The sequence below is a fragment of the Alteromonas sp. I10 genome (genome assembly GCF_003201515.1).
In the GTDB taxonomy this organism is placed as follows: domain Bacteria; phylum Pseudomonadota; class Gammaproteobacteria; order Enterobacterales; family Alteromonadaceae; genus Alteromonas; species Alteromonas macleodii.
This window is the reverse complement of the sequence record NZ_QJJN01000007.1, coordinates 161,903-179,539: the sequence shown is the minus strand read 5'-3', so window position 1 is coordinate 179,539 and position 17,637 is coordinate 161,903. Positions and strand designations below refer to the sequence as shown.

At 43.4% G+C, this 17,637-nt stretch carries 16 protein-coding genes, 3 tRNA genes and 1 pseudogene; 13 read left to right on the top strand and 7 right to left on the bottom strand.

Annotated elements, in window-relative coordinates; genetic code table 11:
- Positions 1-4: 4 nt before the first annotated feature.
- A complete protein-coding gene (locus BZA03_RS14575) occupies positions 5-442 on the bottom strand; it encodes a host attachment protein (protein ID WP_110289152.1) in 438 nt (145 codons plus the stop codon).
- Positions 443-819: 377 nt separating this feature from the next.
- Here BZA03_RS14575 and BZA03_RS14565 point away from each other — a divergent pair, with 377 nt between their 5' ends.
- Positions 820-1,596, top strand: coding sequence for a hypothetical protein (locus tag BZA03_RS14565; protein ID WP_258364651.1), 777 nt, complete (start codon positions 820-822; stop codon positions 1,594-1,596).
- A 44-nt stretch (positions 1,597-1,640) separates the two neighbouring features.
- On the opposite strand, the gene BZA03_RS14560 is transcribed toward BZA03_RS14565, so the two are convergent.
- The 5 genes from BZA03_RS14560 to BZA03_RS14540 are packed head-to-tail and all read right to left on the bottom strand — an operon-like array spanning position 1,641 to position 3,807.
- Positions 1,641-1,988, bottom strand: coding sequence for a TusE/DsrC/DsvC family sulfur relay protein (locus BZA03_RS14560; RefSeq protein ID WP_014976656.1), 348 nt, complete (start codon positions 1,986-1,988; stop codon positions 1,641-1,643).
- Positions 1,985-2,329, bottom strand: coding sequence for a hypothetical protein (locus BZA03_RS14555; RefSeq protein WP_110289149.1), 345 nt, complete (start codon positions 2,327-2,329; stop codon positions 1,985-1,987). The genes BZA03_RS14560 and BZA03_RS14555 overlap by 4 nt, the downstream gene beginning before the upstream one ends.
- Complete coding sequence (locus BZA03_RS14550; protein ID WP_061485928.1) at positions 2,329-2,697, bottom strand: DsrE family protein; 369 nt, start codon at positions 2,695-2,697, stop codon at positions 2,329-2,331. The genes BZA03_RS14555 and BZA03_RS14550 overlap by 1 nt, the downstream gene beginning before the upstream one ends.
- A complete protein-coding gene (gene tusD / locus BZA03_RS14545) occupies positions 2,697-3,086 on the bottom strand; it encodes a sulfurtransferase complex subunit TusD (RefSeq protein ID WP_110289148.1) in 390 nt (129 codons plus the stop codon). Before tusD ends, BZA03_RS14550 begins: the two co-directional genes overlap by 1 nt.
- 55 nt (positions 3,087-3,141) lie before the next feature.
- Complete coding sequence (locus BZA03_RS14540; protein ID WP_014949619.1) at positions 3,142-3,807, bottom strand: Bax inhibitor-1/YccA family protein; 666 nt, start codon at positions 3,805-3,807, stop codon at positions 3,142-3,144.
- A gap of 239 nt (positions 3,808-4,046) precedes the next feature.
- On the opposite strand from BZA03_RS14540, the gene BZA03_RS14535 reads away from it, so the two are divergent.
- Positions 4,047-4,138: transfer RNA gene (locus tag BZA03_RS14535), tRNA-Ser, on the top strand.
- A 143-nt stretch (positions 4,139-4,281) separates the two neighbouring features.
- On the top strand, positions 4,282-5,748 hold the full coding sequence (locus BZA03_RS14530) for a DUF3360 family protein (protein WP_110289147.1): 1,467 nt from the start codon (positions 4,282-4,284) through the stop codon (positions 5,746-5,748).
- Positions 5,749-5,999: 251 nt separating this feature from the next.
- Here the strand turns inward: BZA03_RS14530 and BZA03_RS14525 are convergent, their stop codons facing one another.
- Positions 6,000-6,905, bottom strand: a complete 906-nt coding sequence (locus BZA03_RS14525) for a LysR family transcriptional regulator (RefSeq protein ID WP_110289146.1) — start codon at positions 6,903-6,905, stop codon at positions 6,000-6,002.
- A gap of 190 nt (positions 6,906-7,095) precedes the next feature.
- Here BZA03_RS14525 and BZA03_RS14520 point away from each other — a divergent pair, with 190 nt between their 5' ends.
- The 10 genes and pseudogenes from BZA03_RS14520 (at position 7,096) to pgsA (ending at position 17,569) form a co-directional block, all read left to right on the top strand.
- On the top strand, positions 7,096-7,548 hold the full coding sequence (locus tag BZA03_RS14520; protein ID WP_110289145.1) for a DoxX family protein: 453 nt from the start codon (positions 7,096-7,098) through the stop codon (positions 7,546-7,548).
- A 90-nt stretch (positions 7,549-7,638) separates the two neighbouring features.
- Positions 7,639-8,562: a class III extradiol ring-cleavage dioxygenase gene (locus tag BZA03_RS14515; protein WP_110289144.1), complete on the top strand. Its 924-nt coding sequence runs from the start codon at positions 7,639-7,641 to the stop codon at positions 8,560-8,562.
- A gap of 118 nt (positions 8,563-8,680) precedes the next feature.
- Positions 8,681-8,772: transfer RNA gene (locus tag BZA03_RS14510), tRNA-Ser, on the top strand.
- 342 nt (positions 8,773-9,114) lie between these two features.
- Positions 9,115-9,206: transfer RNA gene (locus tag BZA03_RS14505), tRNA-Ser, on the top strand.
- 343 nt (positions 9,207-9,549) lie between these two features.
- Positions 9,550-11,662: pseudogene (gene ovoA / locus BZA03_RS14500) on the top strand (5-histidylcysteine sulfoxide synthase).
- 137 nt (positions 11,663-11,799) lie between these two features.
- The gene (locus tag BZA03_RS14495; RefSeq protein ID WP_110289186.1) at positions 11,800-13,263 is read left to right on the top strand and encodes an aminotransferase class I/II-fold pyridoxal phosphate-dependent enzyme; all 1,464 of its coding nucleotides are present in this window, start codon (positions 11,800-11,802) and stop codon (positions 13,261-13,263) included.
- 207 nt (positions 13,264-13,470) lie between these two features.
- The gene (locus BZA03_RS14490; RefSeq protein ID WP_110289143.1) at positions 13,471-14,199 is read left to right on the top strand and encodes a pirin family protein; all 729 of its coding nucleotides are present in this window, start codon (positions 13,471-13,473) and stop codon (positions 14,197-14,199) included.
- A 180-nt stretch (positions 14,200-14,379) separates the two neighbouring features.
- Entirely contained in the window at positions 14,380-15,024 is a 645-nt protein-coding gene (gene uvrY / locus BZA03_RS14485; protein WP_014949610.1) for a UvrY/SirA/GacA family response regulator transcription factor, read from the top strand.
- A 31-nt stretch (positions 15,025-15,055) separates the two neighbouring features.
- Positions 15,056-16,873 (top strand): excinuclease ABC subunit UvrC, encoded by a 1,818-nt coding sequence (gene uvrC, locus BZA03_RS14480; protein WP_110289142.1) that lies wholly within the window; start codon positions 15,056-15,058, stop codon positions 16,871-16,873.
- Between the two features lie 123 nt (positions 16,874-16,996).
- Positions 16,997-17,569 carry a CDP-diacylglycerol--glycerol-3-phosphate 3-phosphatidyltransferase gene (gene pgsA, locus BZA03_RS14475; RefSeq protein ID WP_110289141.1) on the top strand — a complete coding sequence of 191 codons (573 nt, stop codon included), beginning with the start codon at positions 16,997-16,999 and terminating at the stop codon, positions 17,567-17,569.
- Positions 17,570-17,637: the final 68 nt, after the last annotated feature.

Below are 17,637 nucleotides of genomic sequence, written 5' to 3'. Positions count from 1 at the left end.
CGTTTTATTTAAGGTAGGAAAGCAAGGTTTCCTCGTCTGCACCTAAAACATTCTTTTTCACTTCTTTGTCGACGACGTCTGAACATTGAGATGACATTCCGCCTCTCAATTTGCCAAGGAACCCAGGCCCACTAATAATATCTATCGAGCCCAACGCACCTCGTTTACGCTCACCATCTAGCCAGTCAGCAATGTCGCTAGCGAAGCGCTCATCTTCGAGTTCAGCGGCATCTTTTCGATTCATGCTATCAACGCCCGGCACCTGCGAAGCGGGAACCGATTGTCTGCCGGGTTTATCTGTATAAATGTCTTGGTCACTCGCGCCACTAAACTCATTGTGCCATTTTTTTACTTCAACAAGCGCACTTCCATGGTTGGTATAGGTGTAAGCTGTGGCGTCGTCGTGGTTGGCCACAATTACGTAGTGTTTTTGAACTGTCATACAGCCTCCTATGTCCATTTATGTAAAACATTCACGTTTATGATGTTCGGTAAAAGGCAAGTATGAAAAATATGCCTGAAACCCGAGATAAAACGCTAATGTAAGAGGGGAGTTGCAATATCAACACCAAAGCTAAAACAAATAACTGTAGGGCGGCGACTCTGCTCGCTACCTCGAATCGGGGTTCAACCCGTGCAAAGCGCTTGGTAGGAATAATAACTAGGAAGAAGCGAGTTATGCTTAATCCATAAGATTAAGGTAATTTATCTAATCGTAATATATGTTTTTAAACAATAATATTGATTGTAAGGGGGTTGCAGTCTACATTAACCATTATAAGAAATAGGACATAAGAAATAAGAGATAAGGACTTTTCAATGAATAAAATAGGAATTTTAGCGGCGTTTCTATTCTTACCCGCAATAGTGAATGCTTCGACCATGAATGAATCTGAGCAGCCAAACTCCCTTAATAGCCCGAAAAAGGCCTCTTTTACATCAACTACAAAGGCATTATCTGAAACATCAGCCACATGCTATGTTGTTTCTGAATACTACAAAGGAGCAAGGAGGCAAAAAGTGGTCAGCAACCAAATTGAAAGTCGCATTATAGACCACGTGAACGCTAAAGATTTAAATCTCAATGATTTAGGTAAAGGTGAGGAATTGACTGGTCTAGAAATTGAAATTGATGGCCATTCAGTAGACCTTAATGTTCATCGTGACTTAAGTGGAGAGTCTAGCATTGCTATTGTTGGTGACGCTGAGAATCGCTTAGTTTTTCGACTTGGCTTTTTGTCGGAACTCTCTACAAATCATAAATATAAGTTAAATTCGGTAGCATTAAGCCTAGAGAGAGGCATGTCTAAAATTGATGGGATGACCCATGCGCTAGCATTTATGGATGGCGAAATAGATGAGACAACTAATACCATTGCTGACGACGAGCAGTGCCGAAGAGAACTTGCTAAAAAACAGGCAAAAAACCAATATTGGGGGGCTTATATTGGCCCAGGTCTAGATTCTTCAAATATTTTAGAGCCCCTTTCTCCGGGAATTTGCAAAAGAACAGCGAGTATGCGTACTTGCTATGCGAGTAATGGCCAGACTCTTTGTGCAGAGACAGTGTACTCTTTTCCGGAGCAGTGCGATTGACGGAAAATAGAACTTAGCGATGCCTGGCCTTTTCAATATCGCCTTTACAAGCATTTCGCAGGTTTAGGTAATCCTGCCAGTTTGGTGGCTTGCTTAGCCGGGCCTTTTTTAAAAAGTCGTTGCAGGTAGCGGCTATTACCTTTTTCTGGCCCAAACTTATTGGCCATAGCTTTCACCAAAGCACGAATCGCTGGGCTGGTTTCGTACTCTTCATAGAATGCGCGTACGAAGCGCACCACTTCCCAGTGGGCTTCGGTTAATTCAATGTTCTCTTCTTGCGCCAGCAACTCAACCATACCTTCTTCCCAAAGGGTATAGTCGAGTAAATACCCGGCTTTGTCTGTAGGGATCGCTTGCCCTTTATAATTGAAGCTATAGGTTTCTTGTGTCATGAAAGGGGTATCCAGTGCTGATTTTTTGCTGATATTGCAGCAAGTTCTTTGTGGGAAATTGGATTAAAATGTTCGGGAAGATTTGCGCCCCTGGTATCCGCATCTGTACTCAAGAACGACAGGTTAAGCGTTGGTTTGTCTTTTGCCGTGCCTTTTGTCGTACTCTCTACCGTGCTTTTTACCGTATTGGCCAGCTGCTCAAAAAACGCGGTGTTTAATGCAGGGGCATAAACGCCATCACCAACAAATACAACGTAAGTAGAAGTCGATTGCTCATAAGTGGCTTCAATAAGCTGTTTGTATTCAGTGCTCAAAATTGGCGTTGAAATAGTAATAAGCATTAGAATGTCACCACATGATCTACGCTTTGGATAAGCGTGACTTTTTCTTTTGGGGTTACCCACTCACAGTCTAACTCATCAACTAAATTGTTATTTGAAAGAACCTGCTCAATGTCGTAGGTATCTGCACTTGCTTTACACACAAAGCATTCTTCGATATCGAAAAACGGCATGCTAGCTAAACGTTTGGTGTGATTTTTTAGTCCTTTGGTAGACGCTGCCTTAACAAGCTGCAGTACACCTTGGCTTTCAAAAAGCACTTTAACATCGTGCCCATAGTTTGTTGCAGCAAGCGCAAAATCTAAACCGTCTTGGCTTTTAGCATTGGAAAAAGGGCTTTGCGTAAACCTAATAAGTAGTTGCGCCATTAGAATTGTACCAACCTGTTGCAATCATGGAGCGCAGTGAAGAATTCGCCCAAGCCAGCTTGCTCGAAAGGCGCGGTTAAGTTGGCCTGAGACAACCCATTCACTTTCGCCTCTAACTCACTAACAATACCTCGCTTAACGGCGGCGGTAATGCATACAAGTAATTTCACGTTGTGCTCAGTAGCTAGAGTCTTCCAGCTATCAAGTACGAACAGCTCGTCGCCCGTCTTTAGCATTAAGTTATTGGTGTGGTGTACACCTTCGCTATAAAAGAAAACGTTGTTTATTACATCACCATTATCGATTACACCTTGTGCAAAGGAGAGGGCGCGTAACGCTGTATCGCCTTGAAACGGTGATGATGTGATAAGTACTGAATATTCTGCCATACAAATAAAAACACCCCGGTTAAGGGGTGTTTCTCTTTAAACCTTTAACGCTGTTTTAATCGTCGCCACCAAACGCACCTAGAAGGTGAAGGATAGACGTGAACAAGTTGTATATGTTCAAGTATAGCGAAACTGTTGCACGAATGTAGTTTGTTTCACCACCGTGGATGATACGACTTGTATCAAACAAGATGAAACCTGACATAATAAACACAATCGCTGCACTGATTGCTAAGCTTACCGCTGGAACTGCGAAAAAGATGTTCGCAATTGCCGCAACAAGCACTACAACTAGACCTACTACCAAGAATCCGCCCATAAACGAGAAGTCTTTCTTAGTGGTAAGTGCGTAGCCAGAAAGCGCGAAGAACACAAGGGCTGTTGCACCTAGCGCTTCCATGATCAAGCCTGGGCCCGCAACGCCTAGATAGAAATTAAGCGTGTAACCTAGTGATGCACCCATTAAACCTGTGAATGCAAACACCCAGTAGATACCAGATGCTGAATCAGCTTTTTTCTGAACTACAAATAACGTAATAAAAGCGCCGATAGTCATAACAAGAGACATCATAGGAGAAATGCCTACTGCCATTGCTATACCAGCACAAACCGCACTAAACGCCAGTGTCATCGCAAGCAGCATATAGGTGTTGCGTAGAACCTTGTTCGTCTGCAATACCGATGGTTGAGATGCACTTGAATACATCGAACGTTGATCCATTGTTTCCTCCAACAGGACTTATGATATGACCAAAATGGTACACAATTATTTAGTGTATGTTGTATGGGTTTTAGTTCCCATTTTCAAGTAGTTTCAGATGAAAATGGTGTCAGGTGAATATAAAAACATCTCTTATACGTGCTAAACAGTCTATTTGATTGAAATCTCGGCACTTAGACAACTTTTTTAAATTTTCGCTTTACAGTCATAAAAATATCATTAAGATACGCAGCACTTCAGGAGAGTTGGCAGAGCCCGGTTTAATGCACCTGACTTGAAATCAGACGTGGGGTCAAACCCACCGGGGGTTCGAATCCCTCACTCTCCGCCATATTATGAAAGCCCGCACATTGTTGCGGGTTTTTTTATGCCTGTCTACCACGCTAGACTTTCGTATAAGACCACAGTCGCATTGTTACATTCCGTTCACATGTTTAGGCTTGCGCTTTTCTTCGCGCAATCTAAAGGTGTTATGTGTCACAAGAAAGTTCTTCTTATCAAAATCTTCACAAGCCGAGCAGTAGTTTTAAATCAAGAGACGATTATTTAAATCACGAACTTCAAATACTTTCTCCAAAACGTTGGCGGTTGAACCTGCCTGGTAAAGACTACCGCGTTGAGTGGGAAGACTTTGTGCCAGGCATGGCGGCGACCATAGGAAAAATCGTTATGGTTGCCGCCGTAGTAGGTGCATTCGCAGCACCGCTGGGGCTATCTCCTGAGTTTGTTATTGAAAACGTGCGCTTTGAATTACTCATTGCAGCAGTCTTGTTCGTTGTTCTGATTTCCGGTTTCCTAAACCCGTCAGCTAATTTAGCAGGCACACACGGCCCCTTACTGCCCTTGGTACCCCTTATTGTTGCATCTGGCGGCCATCCCATGGCGCTCGGCCTGCTCATTGGACTATTTGGTTTTATTTTAGGAGTAACGAAGGGCGGCAGTGTGCTTGCTAGGCTAACCAGTAACGGTGTATGCGGTGGGTTGCTGTTGTACTTAGGGTTTATTGGCATTACAGGCCAGGTGAAGAAACTCTTTGCGTGGGCAGAAAGCTTCGATATGGCTTACTTAGCCTTCGTGGTGATCATTGCCACTATTTTAATGTATGCATGGCTAGAGCATATTCAAAAGCGCTGGCTAGCCATTCCGCTTGGTGCGGTGATGGCGGCGGTCATTGCGTTTTCCTTCGGTGCGCCATTTGAATTCACAACGTCGCCGGGTATGCCTAACTTGAACCCTGCTTATTGGTGGGGGGAAGACACAGGTTGGAAACTAGGCCTGCCAGACTGGTCACATTTCATCGCTGTGCTGCCTTTTGCTGTGCTGGCTGTGTCTATGTGGTCGCCAGATTTCTTAGGTCATCAAGTCTTCCAAAAGCTTAGCTACCCTAAAAAAAGTGAACGAGCGCACATGAATATAGATGACACCATGATTGCTGCATCTAGTCGTCAGGCAGTGGGAAGCCTACTGGGAGGGGGGAATATCTCATCTTCGTGGGGGACCTACATTATTCCGGCTTCAATCGCGCGCAGACCCATACCCGGTGGTGCATTAATTACTGGGTTTTTGTGCGTTGTAGCGGCACTTTGGGGTTACCCCATGGATTTAGCAATTTGGCCGCCAGTGCTATGCGTTGCGCTTATTGTTGGGGTCTTTCTGCCGCTGATGGAAGCCGGTATGCAAATGACGCGTGAAGGTAAAACGACCCAGTCTGCCGCATTGGTAGTGATCTCATCTGTATTAGTTAATCCGGTATTCGGATGGTCTTTTACCATGCTTTTGGATAATTTGGGGCTCGTTGGGTGTAAAGATAGAGCTGGAGAGCTCGGCAAAGCAGGGCGTTGGCTAATTCCAGGAATTACGTTTTTGGTGTTATGTACCGTTATGGCACTAATTGGTATGTTCCCGGGTGTGCCCGCGATTATGGAAACCTTCAGAATGTAATGCAAACTGATAAACGATGTCTATTCACGCTTAGTTGCTGGGAAAAAAGAACTCGACTAATGGTTGTTGAGTAAGACAGTCGAGTTTACATCGTTAGCATCAGAGCATTTCGAGCGCAAATGGATAATAGATTAACAGCGTGAGCGTACTGACTCACGCTGTTCTTATTTGGCTAACGCTCTTTGGTTACTTTTAAATAGGATGAAGTTGCCAAATAAAATGCATAGGCAGGGTTACGCGTACCACTTTTTTTATTTATCCCAATAAGGCGTATCTTCAAAATAATTCGATAAAAAGTCGATAAAAACCCGAAGCTTATTAGAGATAAGCTTTCGGTGGGGATAGACAGCATATAGAGAAATGGCTTGCGGTACGAAGTCATGCAGTATTGACACGAGTTCACCATTTTTAAGTGCTTCACCAGCAATAAATGTAGGTTGAAGTACATATCCTTCACCTTGTTTTGCCACGTTGGTGAGTACTTCTCCGTTATTGGCGGTTAGCCTAGGTGTTACTTTATTTGCATTAGCCTTAAGTGCCGCAATAAGCTTAGATTCATCGTTATCGTAGTTAACGTAAGAATATTCCAGATAGTGTTCAGGCTTTAATTCATTTGGGTGTTTAGGTGTACCGTATTTTTCCAAATACGAGGGTGACGCACATAGAGCAAGCTGTATGGTGGTTATCTTCTTTGCCACCAGCGTTGAATTTGCAAGGTGACCTGCACGTATGGCTACATCAAACCCTTCATCTATTACATCAATTTTTCTGTCATTTAGCTGTAAGTTTATCGACACGCGAGGGTGTGCTTGTTGAAATGCACTGAGCGCGCCTGCTAAATGCAGGGTCGAAAAAGAGACGGGCGCGCTTACATGTAGCACTCCCTTAGCTTCTGAGTTCAGCAATCCAAGCTGGCTTTCCATATCGTTCACGCTTTCAAGAATATGATTTGCGTGTTGCAAGCACTGCTGCCCAGCCTCAGTGAGGTGAATTTTTCTTGTTGTGCGATTAAATAAGCGCGTATCAAGCTGTTTTTCCAGTTCAGCAATGTATTTACTTACCAGTTGATTCGACGAGCCTAGTTTGTCTGCCGCTTTAGTAAAACTGCCCTCGCTGACAACAACCGCAAAGGTTTTCAACAGTAATAATTTATCCATTTAAATACGCCTAACCAATTACCAATGCCATGTTGTTAATCATTCAATAAATCTGGTCTTTATTCAACTTTTGTTGGCAACTATTCTTTGTCCATAAGTTAACGCACACGACGCTTGCTAGAGGAAGTCAGGGTGCTCGTCGCAATTTAGATTTAACTTTTTCAATATTTAAAGACTTGAGGATTTGGCAATGAACAAACAATTTTTGAAAAACATTTTTACTTCTAACAACAGCATTTCTAGTTTGATTTTACGCGTGCCGGTGGGTGTTATTCTTACCGCTCACGGCGCGCAAAAACTTTTCGCATGGTTTGGTGGTTATGGATTAGAAGGAACAGGGCAGTGGATGGAAAGCATTGGTTTGGCACCTGGCTTTTTAATGGCGCTATTGGCTGGTAGCGCTGAGTTTTTCGGTGGTCTAGCACTTATTATAGGTCTACTAACACGCCCGGCTGCATTGGTAAGTGCGTTCACAATGGTAATTGCGATTTTTAGCGTGCATGCGTCCAATGGGTTATTTATGAGTAATAACGGTTATGAATTTGCTTTGGCGCTACTGGCTGCTACAACCGCTCTGACTGTTCAAGGTGGTGGTAAATTTGCTATCGACGCCCTAATTAGTAAAAAGCTTAATAACCAATAGGAACTAAATAGCGTTGATGATTGAAACCGGCTAATGCTGGCCGGTTTCAGCGAACATTACATTTCATCGTAATTAATAAGGAATAGTACTGTGCAGCAGCGAATTGAATCACATGTTGAAATCCCAGTGCAAATAAGTACGGCGTATATTTCGCATGGTGGAGGTCCGCTTCCACTTCTTGAAATGCATTCAAAAGGCGAGGGTGAAGCGCCCGGCTATCATAGGGAAATGATTGAAGTATTAGAGACGCTGGCAACAGAACTCCCCAAGCCTGATGCAGTTATTGTGGTAAGCGCCCATTGGGAAGAGCGGAACGTGAGCGTAACCACCCATCCGACGCCTCCTTTGCTGTATGACTACTATGGTTTTCCTAAAGAGGCATATACGCTTAAATATGCTGCGAAGGGGAATGTAGGCCTAGCGTCTTCAATAGTAAAGAATTTGGCAGAGCAAGGAATTGCAGTGCGAGCCGACACCTCGCGTGGCTTCGATCACGGTATGTTTATTCCGCTTAGTATTATGTATCCCAACGCTGATGTGCCTTGTGTCCAGGTATCCATAACTTCTGATTTGAAAGCGGCTGAACATATAGCATTGGGACAAGCGCTTAGAGCTGCGATAGTGGTTTCAGCTAAGGGGGACGACAGTTTGAAGCACGTGCTGGTTTTGGGTTCGGGCTCCTCATTTCATAACATGAACGGTTTTTTCGATAGTTCTGATAATGCCAATGAAAAAGCAACGCGCTTTAACAATTGGCTTCAAACCACTATGCTGACCAGTACATATGGCGAAAGTGAACGTAAAGCACGGCTTGTTGAATGGCACAATGCACCCGATGCGCGTTATGCACATCCAAGAGAAGAACATCTACTTCCGCTGCATGTTTGTTACGGTATAAACGATAGAGCAGTGGATAAAGCTTATTCTCTAACCTTATTAACTAAACCCGCCAGCATGTTTGTTTGGAGCGACAAAGTAAATCAAACCGGCGCATCTAAGCTAATACAGCAGTAAAAACATCCCGACCTAATTAAAATATAAACACTTTGTTTATCTATTGGTCATTTAAACACAAATGTTAAAATTAGTGCTTTACACCCCCACATAAATCATTAAGATACGCAGCACTTCAGGAGAGTTGGCAGAGCCCGGTTTAATGCACCTGACTTGAAATCAGACGTGGGGTCAAACCCACCGGGGGTTCGAATCCCTCACTCTCCGCCATATTATGAAAACCCGCACATTGTTGCGGGTTTTTTTATGCCTCCAAATAAACAGTTTTAACGTATTAAGCGTGCCTGATCCGCTACCTTGTATGAGAGATTCGTATTGCACGTGTGAAAGCCCTGTAATAGCAGTCTTGTAATCCTATTGTTAATAGAAGTAGATTCACTTTTTTGTTGGTATTCAGTAAGGGGCTTAACTTGATTAGCGAAAAAGTGCCTCTGTTTTATACAAATGAATTTACTATCTTTGCGAAAAGATGAATATTTCACCAGTTAGTTGATTTAATTGAAATTAGTGCTTTACAGCCCCGTTTAAATCATTAAGATAAGCATCACTTCAGGAGAGTTGGCAGAGCCCGGTTTAATGCACCTGACTTGAAATCAGACGTGGGGTCAAACCCACCGGGGGTTCGAATCCCTCACTCTCCGCCATATTATGAAAACCCGCACATTGTTGCGGGTTTTTTTATGCCTCTATAAAACCTATTCGAATACGCCAAAACGTTATTATTGGGATATTTCGCTTTGCAAAATTGTTCGCCATCTAGCGAGGTTGGTGAAAGATTTTCTGATCTCATCCTGTCTGTATATTGTAATTAAGGAACACTTCATAAATAACACTTGTCGTATCACGCTTTCTTCACAAAAGTTTGGTATAGATAACAAGGTGACAATCAACTGAAATCATAATGGCATGAAAAAGGGCTTTGCGCTTTTGCAGGCATCCTTCGTCCTACGCAGTTGGTTAGTAGTTACGAGATTTCGAGAGGACATTATGCAGGCAATGCCCACACTCAATTTAAGGGAAGGAACCGTTGAGCAAAAAAAGACGAGAAATTAAGGCTTATTTTCTCGATTCTTTTAATACCTATGAATCACTTTTTTCTTGTCTTGCCAACGATGAGGTTTTTTATCAGCGCCCTGAAAAGTTGCGCCATTCGCTAATTTTTTACTTCGGCCACACAGCTACGTTTTTCATCAACAAACTTGTTCTTTCCAAAGCGATAAACGAGCGCATTAATCCTAAATTTGAATCGCTCTTTGCTATTGGTGTCGATGAGATGAGTTGGGATGATTTAAACGACGATAATTATGACTGGCCCCAGGTTGAAGAGGTAAGACAATACCGAAATCAAGTTCGTACCTTGGTTTGCGATCTGATCGATACCATGGCTTTTAGCATGCCGATTGACTGGGAAAGCCCAATGTGGCCCGTTGTAATGGGAATAGAGCATGAACGTATTCATTTAGAAACCTCATCTGTTCTAATCAGACAGCTACCCATTGCATCGGTACGCCCCAGCCCAGAATGGCCTGCATGTAGCACTATGCAAACTAATGCTGAAGCGTTAGAGGCTAATGTTTTAATGACCGTTCCGGCACAGAAAGTTATAAATGACAAAGCGTGGGACAGTGCTTATTACGGCTGGGACAATGAATATGGTTCTCAGCAAGAATCCGTTAGCGAGTTTAGTGCGTCTAAATTTCTTGTAAGTAATGGTGAGTTTTTATCATTTGTGCAAGACGGCGGCTATAACAACGCAAAATACTGGGAGGCTGAAGGCAATAAGTGGCGTGAATACACTAAAGCTCAGTATCCTGTATTTTGGATTAAAAAGGGTGATGATTATTTATATCGCAGCATGCTTGAAGAGCATCCACTACCTTTAGATTGGCCTGTGGATGTGAATTATCATGAAGCGAGAGCTTTTTGTAACTACTTGAGTGAAAAAACGGGTGATCTTATTCGTCTGCCGACTGAAAATGAATGGCAAGCGTTACGACAGCAGGCTGGTGTAACACAAACCGTATACAGCGAAGGATTCAACATAGCGCTGCAAAAGTATGCGTCGAGTGAACCTGTTAATGTTAATAAGTCCGGCGAATTTTATGATGTTGTTGGCAACGTATGGCAATGGACAGAAACACCCATCTATCCGTTTGAGGGCTTTATCGTTCATCCTCTATATGACGACTTTACAACACCAACATTCGACAATAAGCATAACCTCATTAAAGGCGGTAGTTGGGTATCTACAGGTAACGAAGCAATGAAAGATAGTCGTTACGCTTTTAGGCGCCACTTCTTTCAGCACGCGGGGTTTCGGTATGTTCAAGGAAAGCGAGTTATAGCAGTGAACGATTTTGATTATGAAAGTGATACACAGGTTTCGCAATACAGTGAATTCCATTACGGCGACGAGTACTACGGCGTCCCTAATTTTGCTAAAGCCAGTGCGCAGTTTTGTATTGACGCTATGCAAGGGCGTCAACACGCTAAAGCGTTAGATTTGGGGTGTGCAGTTGGTCGTTCTACCTTTGAACTTGCAAAATACTTCGATCATGTCGATGGCATCGATTTTTCTGCACGTTTTATAAAAACAGCGTTTGAGATGCAAGAGCGTGGTGAAATACGCTATAACCTTATAGAAGAAGGTGAACTTACGTCGTTTAAGGCGCGCAAGCTCTCTGCGCTCGGTTTAGATGACAGTGTAGACAAGGTTGCTTTCGCACAAGGTGATGCGTGTAATTTGAAGCCGCAATTCACAGGCTACGACTTGATCTTCTTAGGCAACCTTATTGATAGAGTGTATCGTCCAAGAAAGGTATTAACGGACATGGCCACGCGGCTAAATAAAGGTGGATTGCTCGTTGTCGCCAGCCCCTTTACATGGTTGGAAGAGTATACCGAAAGAAGTGAATGGTTGGGCGGATATAAAGATGAAAATGGTGAAACGCTTAGTTCTACTCAGGCGCTTGAAGATGCATTAGGTCAGAGCTTTAAACGAATTGCTGAACCTAAAGACATTCCATTTGTCATTCGAGAAACAAAGCGGAAATACCAACATACGCTTTCTGAATTTAACGTGTTTGAAAAGATAGAATAACACGGTGTCTATTAAAGTGTGTGTGCAATTTAAAGTGAGCGCGGTACACGTGTTTCGCGCTTATAAATATAATAGATTTCAGAAGGCCTTTAGCCAATAGTAAATGCGTAAGGCTATATAAATAGGATAATATGAAGGTGAGCAACGCGCTAAGCCATCTCCCCGTGTTCAACGCTATGCAAAGCGAGTTTATGCCTTACAAGGATGTATGGCAGGCACCTTCTCACCTGAAACTCGATCAAACCCGCCTTAAATATTCAGCGATATTTCGCCGCTTTCAGGGCGCGTCTTCATCTCAAGCGAACGTTGTCGCGTCTCAGCAAGACCCTATTCCAATGTGGATAGCGGATATGGACATCCCGCCTTGTGATGAAATTCTCAGCGCGATTACACAAAACCTTCGCTCTACTTATGGATATCAGTCCCTTGATATCGGTGACGCGGTAGCAAAACGTTTTGAGCGTACCACGCAAAAAAGTAGTCGATTTAAAGTGGAAAGTGGCGATGTTGTGGATGTTGCGAGCGCAATAGGAGCAATAGACGTTGCACTTCACACTTTTTGCCAACCTGGTCAAAAAGTCATGGTTTTAACACCAACCTATTCCCCTTTAACAGAGACCATTCATAATAACGGCTTAACGCCAGTATCTATTCCAGTCATTCAAAACACGCGTCAAATTCAGACTAAGCTTTCTGAAGTTACCGCGACAAAGGATAGCGACAAGAGTCGTCAGGAAGACGTCGAAAGTTCTAACGCAACTATAGATACTTCAGCCTTCGATAGTGCTGCGGCTGCATTCGTGATTTGCCATCCTAATAACCCTACAGGTACAGTATTAAGTGCAGAAGAGCAGCGTGTTATTATGAGCTTCTGCGCCAAGAACGATATTTTAATGATCACTGATGAGGTGCACAGCGAGTTTGCATTTAACTCGTCAAATGAACCAACGCTAATCCCCATGTTTGGTGCAGAGGTAAGCAATAAGAGCAAGGGTCGCCAAGAAAGTCTAAACGGTGGTAACATCCATACTCATCAACTGCCGCGAATTATCCACATTAATAGCGTGTCCAAGGCGTTTAACCTAGCGAGTATTCCAGGTGCATCGTATGCGGTCATTAAGGATAAAACGATCAGAGAGACGTTTGCCCAAGCTATTAATAGCAGGCACCTTAACGCAAGTAACTTAGGAAAAGTTGCGTTGATTGCCGCCTATGAGAAGGGAAGTACTTGGTTAGACAGCGTAAAAAGTGCGTTGAGCTTCAACCGAAAGCTTGTTGTGCGCTTCTTTGAGCACTATGGTTTATCTGTTAATTATACAATGGGCAGCGCTGGTTATTTCTTGTGGCTAGACCTTTCAACGTTCCCTTCGCATTTAATACAGCCGAACAGTATCGCTTCTGTGGATGAAGCTCCTTTAGGTGACGCTTCTCGTCAACCTCTCAAATATTCACCCGTGACCACTGTGGAAGGATGTATTGAGCGCGGCGTGATAGGTAACGACGGCGCGAGCTTTGGTTCTCCACACCATATTAGGCTAAATTTAGCCTGTCACCCTGCGGTTGTAGAAACCGCGCTGCAAAGACTGTGCTTTATTTCTTAGCGTAGCTTAACTCGCATCTGTTGACCGACAGTTAGTTTAATTCTAAATATTAGAATAATAAGCTCAAATATATGACATTTTATTTCTATTAAAGAGGATTAAAATGGCCTTATTAAACAATTAGCCCTTAACACATGTTCTATCGCCCAGCGTTACTCCTTTTGGGCAGAAGAGTCAGTGGCGGCTTACGGTTATAAGGAATGCAAGATGATGTATTTGAGAAAAGCGAATGAAAGAGGAAAAGTGAACTTTGGCTGGCTAAAAAGCCAACATAGCTTTTCGTTTGGACATTATTATGATGCAAAACATATGGGGTTTTCAGCGCTACGGGTTATCAATGATGATGTTGTTCAGGCCGGCAGAGGTTTTGAAACCCACGGTCACAGAGATATGGAGATAATTTCATATGTTGTGAGCGGTGCTTTAAAGCACAAGGATAATACCGGTAATGAGTACGTAGTGCCTGCGGGTGACGTGCAAGTAATGAGTGCAGGTAAGGGTATTATGCATTCTGAGTTTAACCCTTCTACTGAAGAGCCTGTTAACTTTCTGCAAATTTGGATTGTGCCCAATGAAAAAGGCGGTACGCCCAGCTATGCGCAAAAAACCTTTGGCACACAGGCGGGTGGAAATAACCATGATTCAAAGTTTGAATTATTAGTAAGTGATAACGGTAGGGAAGGGTCATTACGCATTAAGCAAAATGCGGCAATCAGCCGTTTAACTTTGAAAGCTGGCGAAACATGGGAGCATGGCACTGAAGACCAAAAGGGTTACCTTCATATGATTAGCGGTAATGTACAGGCTGTGGTAGACAGTGAAACGAATGCAGTTGAAATAGAGGCAGGCGATGCTTTGGGTATTTACGAGCAAGACATCATTCGTCTGAAAGCCTCAGAGGAAAGTGTGGCCTTGTGGTTTGAATTACCTAAATAACTGCCTAAAAGTAATCTAGATCAATAATTTAGTTTCAAATTGTGTATCTCTACTTCACGAATTCTTATCTCGTGGTATGATGACTTGGATAAGGTTAAAGGCTGGTAATACTTCTCATTAATGAGCATTATCAGTCTTTATTCCAGTTGTATGTAAAACTGAAGTCAGTGAGATACTAGAGTGATAAAAATAATCCTAGCAGATGACCATGATTTGGTCAGAACAGGGATACGCCGGATTCTGGAAGACGTAGACGATTTTACTATTCTCGCAGAAGCGAAGAACGGTGAAGACGCGGTACTTTTGTGCCGAAAAAACGCGCCAGATGTGGTACTCATGGACGTGAATATGCCCGGTATTGGTGGACTGGAGGCGACAAAGAAAATTGTTCGTATGTCTGAAAATACGCGTGTTATTTGTGTTTCAATGCACAAGGAAAGTCCTATTCCAATGCAAGTTATGGACGCAGGCGCATACGGTTTTCTGACAAAAGATGCAGAGCCAGACGAAGTAATACGCGCTATCCATAAAGTTGCGGCAGGACAAAAGTATGTTGATCAAGAAGTGGCCAATAGCATCGCCATCGGTAAGTTATTGCCTAGTTCGGATAATCCGTTTGACGAGCTATCGAGTAGAGAACTTACAATAGCAATGCGATTAACCGAAGGTCACAAAGTGCCGGATATAGCCCGAGAACTCAGTATTAACTCAAAAACGGTTAATACTTACCGTTACCGAATGTTTCAAAAGTTAGGCGTAAATTCTGATGTAGAGCTAACGCACTTGGCCTATCGTCATAAGCTTATCAATCCTAACACCTTTTAAGCGTCACTAGACGCGCAACGTCAAAGTGATTATGTCTGCATTTGATTCAGCAGCATTTCTTAAGAATCTAACCTCTCAACCTGGCGTGTACCGCATGTACAATAGTCAGGAAGAGGTTATTTACGTAGGAAAAGCCAAAAACCTTAAAAAGCGTGTATCAAGCTATTTTCGTAGTAATCTTGATAACGCCAAAACGCGTTCGCTAGTTAGTCAGATTGCGAACATGGATGTCACGGTTGTAAACAGCGAAACCGAAGCGTTCTTGCTTGAGAACAACTTCATCAAGAAATACAAACCGCGTTACAACGTGGTCATGCGTGACGACAAGTCTTATCCCTTTATCTTCTTATCCGACCACGAACATCCAAGGCTTTCTTTCCATCGCGGCCCTCAAAAGAAAAAGGGCGAATACTTTGGCCCATACCCCAGTGCGTGGTCGGTGCGAGAAAGCTTGCGTTCAATGCAGCGAATCTTCCCCGTACGTCAGTGCGAAGATAGCTATTACCGAGCACGCAGCAGACCTTGTCTTCAGTATCAGATGCAGCGCTGCAGTGCGCCGTGTGTAGAAGGCTATGTGAGCGATGAAGAATATAAAGAGCAGGTCAATTTTGCACGCTTGTTCTTGAAAGGTAAAAACCAGCAGGTCATTGGTGGGCTGGTGGAAAAGATGGAAGCAGCCAGCGAGGCACTCAACTTTGAAGCTGCTGCCCGTTACCGCGATCAGATTAATGCACTAAGAAAAGTTCAAGAACGACAGTGGGTTGCCGGTACTCAAGACGAAATGGATGTGTTTGGGTTTGCGTTCAAAGGCAATATGGCGTGTATTCAGGTAATGTTTATTCGTGAAGGGCAGTTGTTAGGCAGCAAGGCCTATTTTCCCAAAGTCCCCAACACTGCCGATGAACAAGAAGTTTTTGAATCTTTCTTCCTACAGTTCTATCTGGCGGGTAACAAAGTTATTCCCAAGCAGATAGTACTTAGCAATACATTAACTGACGAAGACGCTATAGCAGATGTACTAGCCAGTGAAGCGGGACACAAGGTCCTGTTCTTTAAAGGGGCGAGAGAAGAGAAACGCAAGTACCTGCAGCTGGCGCAGTCAAATGCGCAAACTGCGTTAGATGCTCAATACAGTCAGCAAAAGTCTGTGTTTGCACGCTATCTCGACTTAGAAGCGGCACTGGAAGTTGATACGCCTATTCAACGCATGGAGTGTTTTGATATATCACACACGTCTGGCCAGCAAACGGTGGCTTCGTGTGTGGTATTTAATCGTGAAGGTCCGCACAAAAGTGACTATCGCCGATATAATATAGAAGGCATTACCCCAGGTGATGACTACGCGGCCATGGCACAGGCGTTAAAACGTCGCTACAAGTCAGTGAAAGAAGTGCAAAAAATACCTGACCTTCTATTAATAGACGGTGGTAAAGGACAGCTTGCCCAAGCAGAAGCGTTTTTTGAAGATTGGCCCCATGATAAAAAGCCTATGCTGTTAGGCGTGGCAAAAGGCACCACCCGTAAGCCTGGCTTAGAAACACTAATACTGGCAGGTAGCCATCAGGTTCTGCCGATGGACAGCCATTCGCCAGGGCTTCACCTTATTCAGCATATTCGCGATGAGTCTCACCGATTTGCCATTACTGGGCACCGCAACCGACGCCAGAAAGTTAAAACCACGTCGAGTTTGGAAAGCATACCTGGTATTGGTGCTAAACGCAGACAAACACTGCTTAAATTCATGGGGGGCTTGCAGGGTCTTAAGAAAGCCAGCAAAGATGAAATTTCAAATGTACCTGGTATAAGCCCTGAACTGGCGGAAACTATTTACGACCACCTTCATCAATAAATGAATGAGTAACAAGCAATGCATTACAAATTAAGGTAATGTGTTAGAAAAATGAAAGATGCAGAGCTTATACGCTACCGCGCTAAAACGCCCATAGAGGCATAACACCGAGACGTACTTTTTATGTGGACTGTTCCAAACTGTATTACTTTATTCCGAGTAATCCTTATTCCTGTATTTGTAGTTGTTTATTTTCTTGATTGGCGCTGGGCGCACGAGGCAGGCGCATTTATTTTTTGGCTTGCGGCAATAACGGACTGGTTTGACGGCTATCTAGCAAGAAAACTACAGCAGTCTACACCCTTTGGTGCATTCTTAGATCCTGTAGCAGACAAGCTCATTGTGGGCGCTGCTCTTCTTATGATTACTCATAGTTATGCAAACCTGTGGATCACGTTGCCATCTATTGCGCTATTGGTTCGTGAAATTTATGTGTCGGCGTTACGTGAATGGATGGGTTCGAGTGGTGTAAGGGATGCGGTTAAAGTGTCTTTTATAGGTAAAGCAAAAACCACTGCGCAAATGTTAGCCTTAATTGGCTTGTTGTCGGGATTAGAAACCTTTATGGGCATAACTATTTATTGGGTTTCTTTAGGTTATATTCTTTTATATTTCTCAGCAGTGCTGTCAATTTGGTCAATGTTTGTTTATACAAAAGCGGCCTGGCCACACCTTCGAAGTGGCGCAGTAAAGTGAAATTGATCGTACATTAATCAAAGTGAATAAAAAAATAGCAAACGATCATAAAAAACCGCATTTATCTC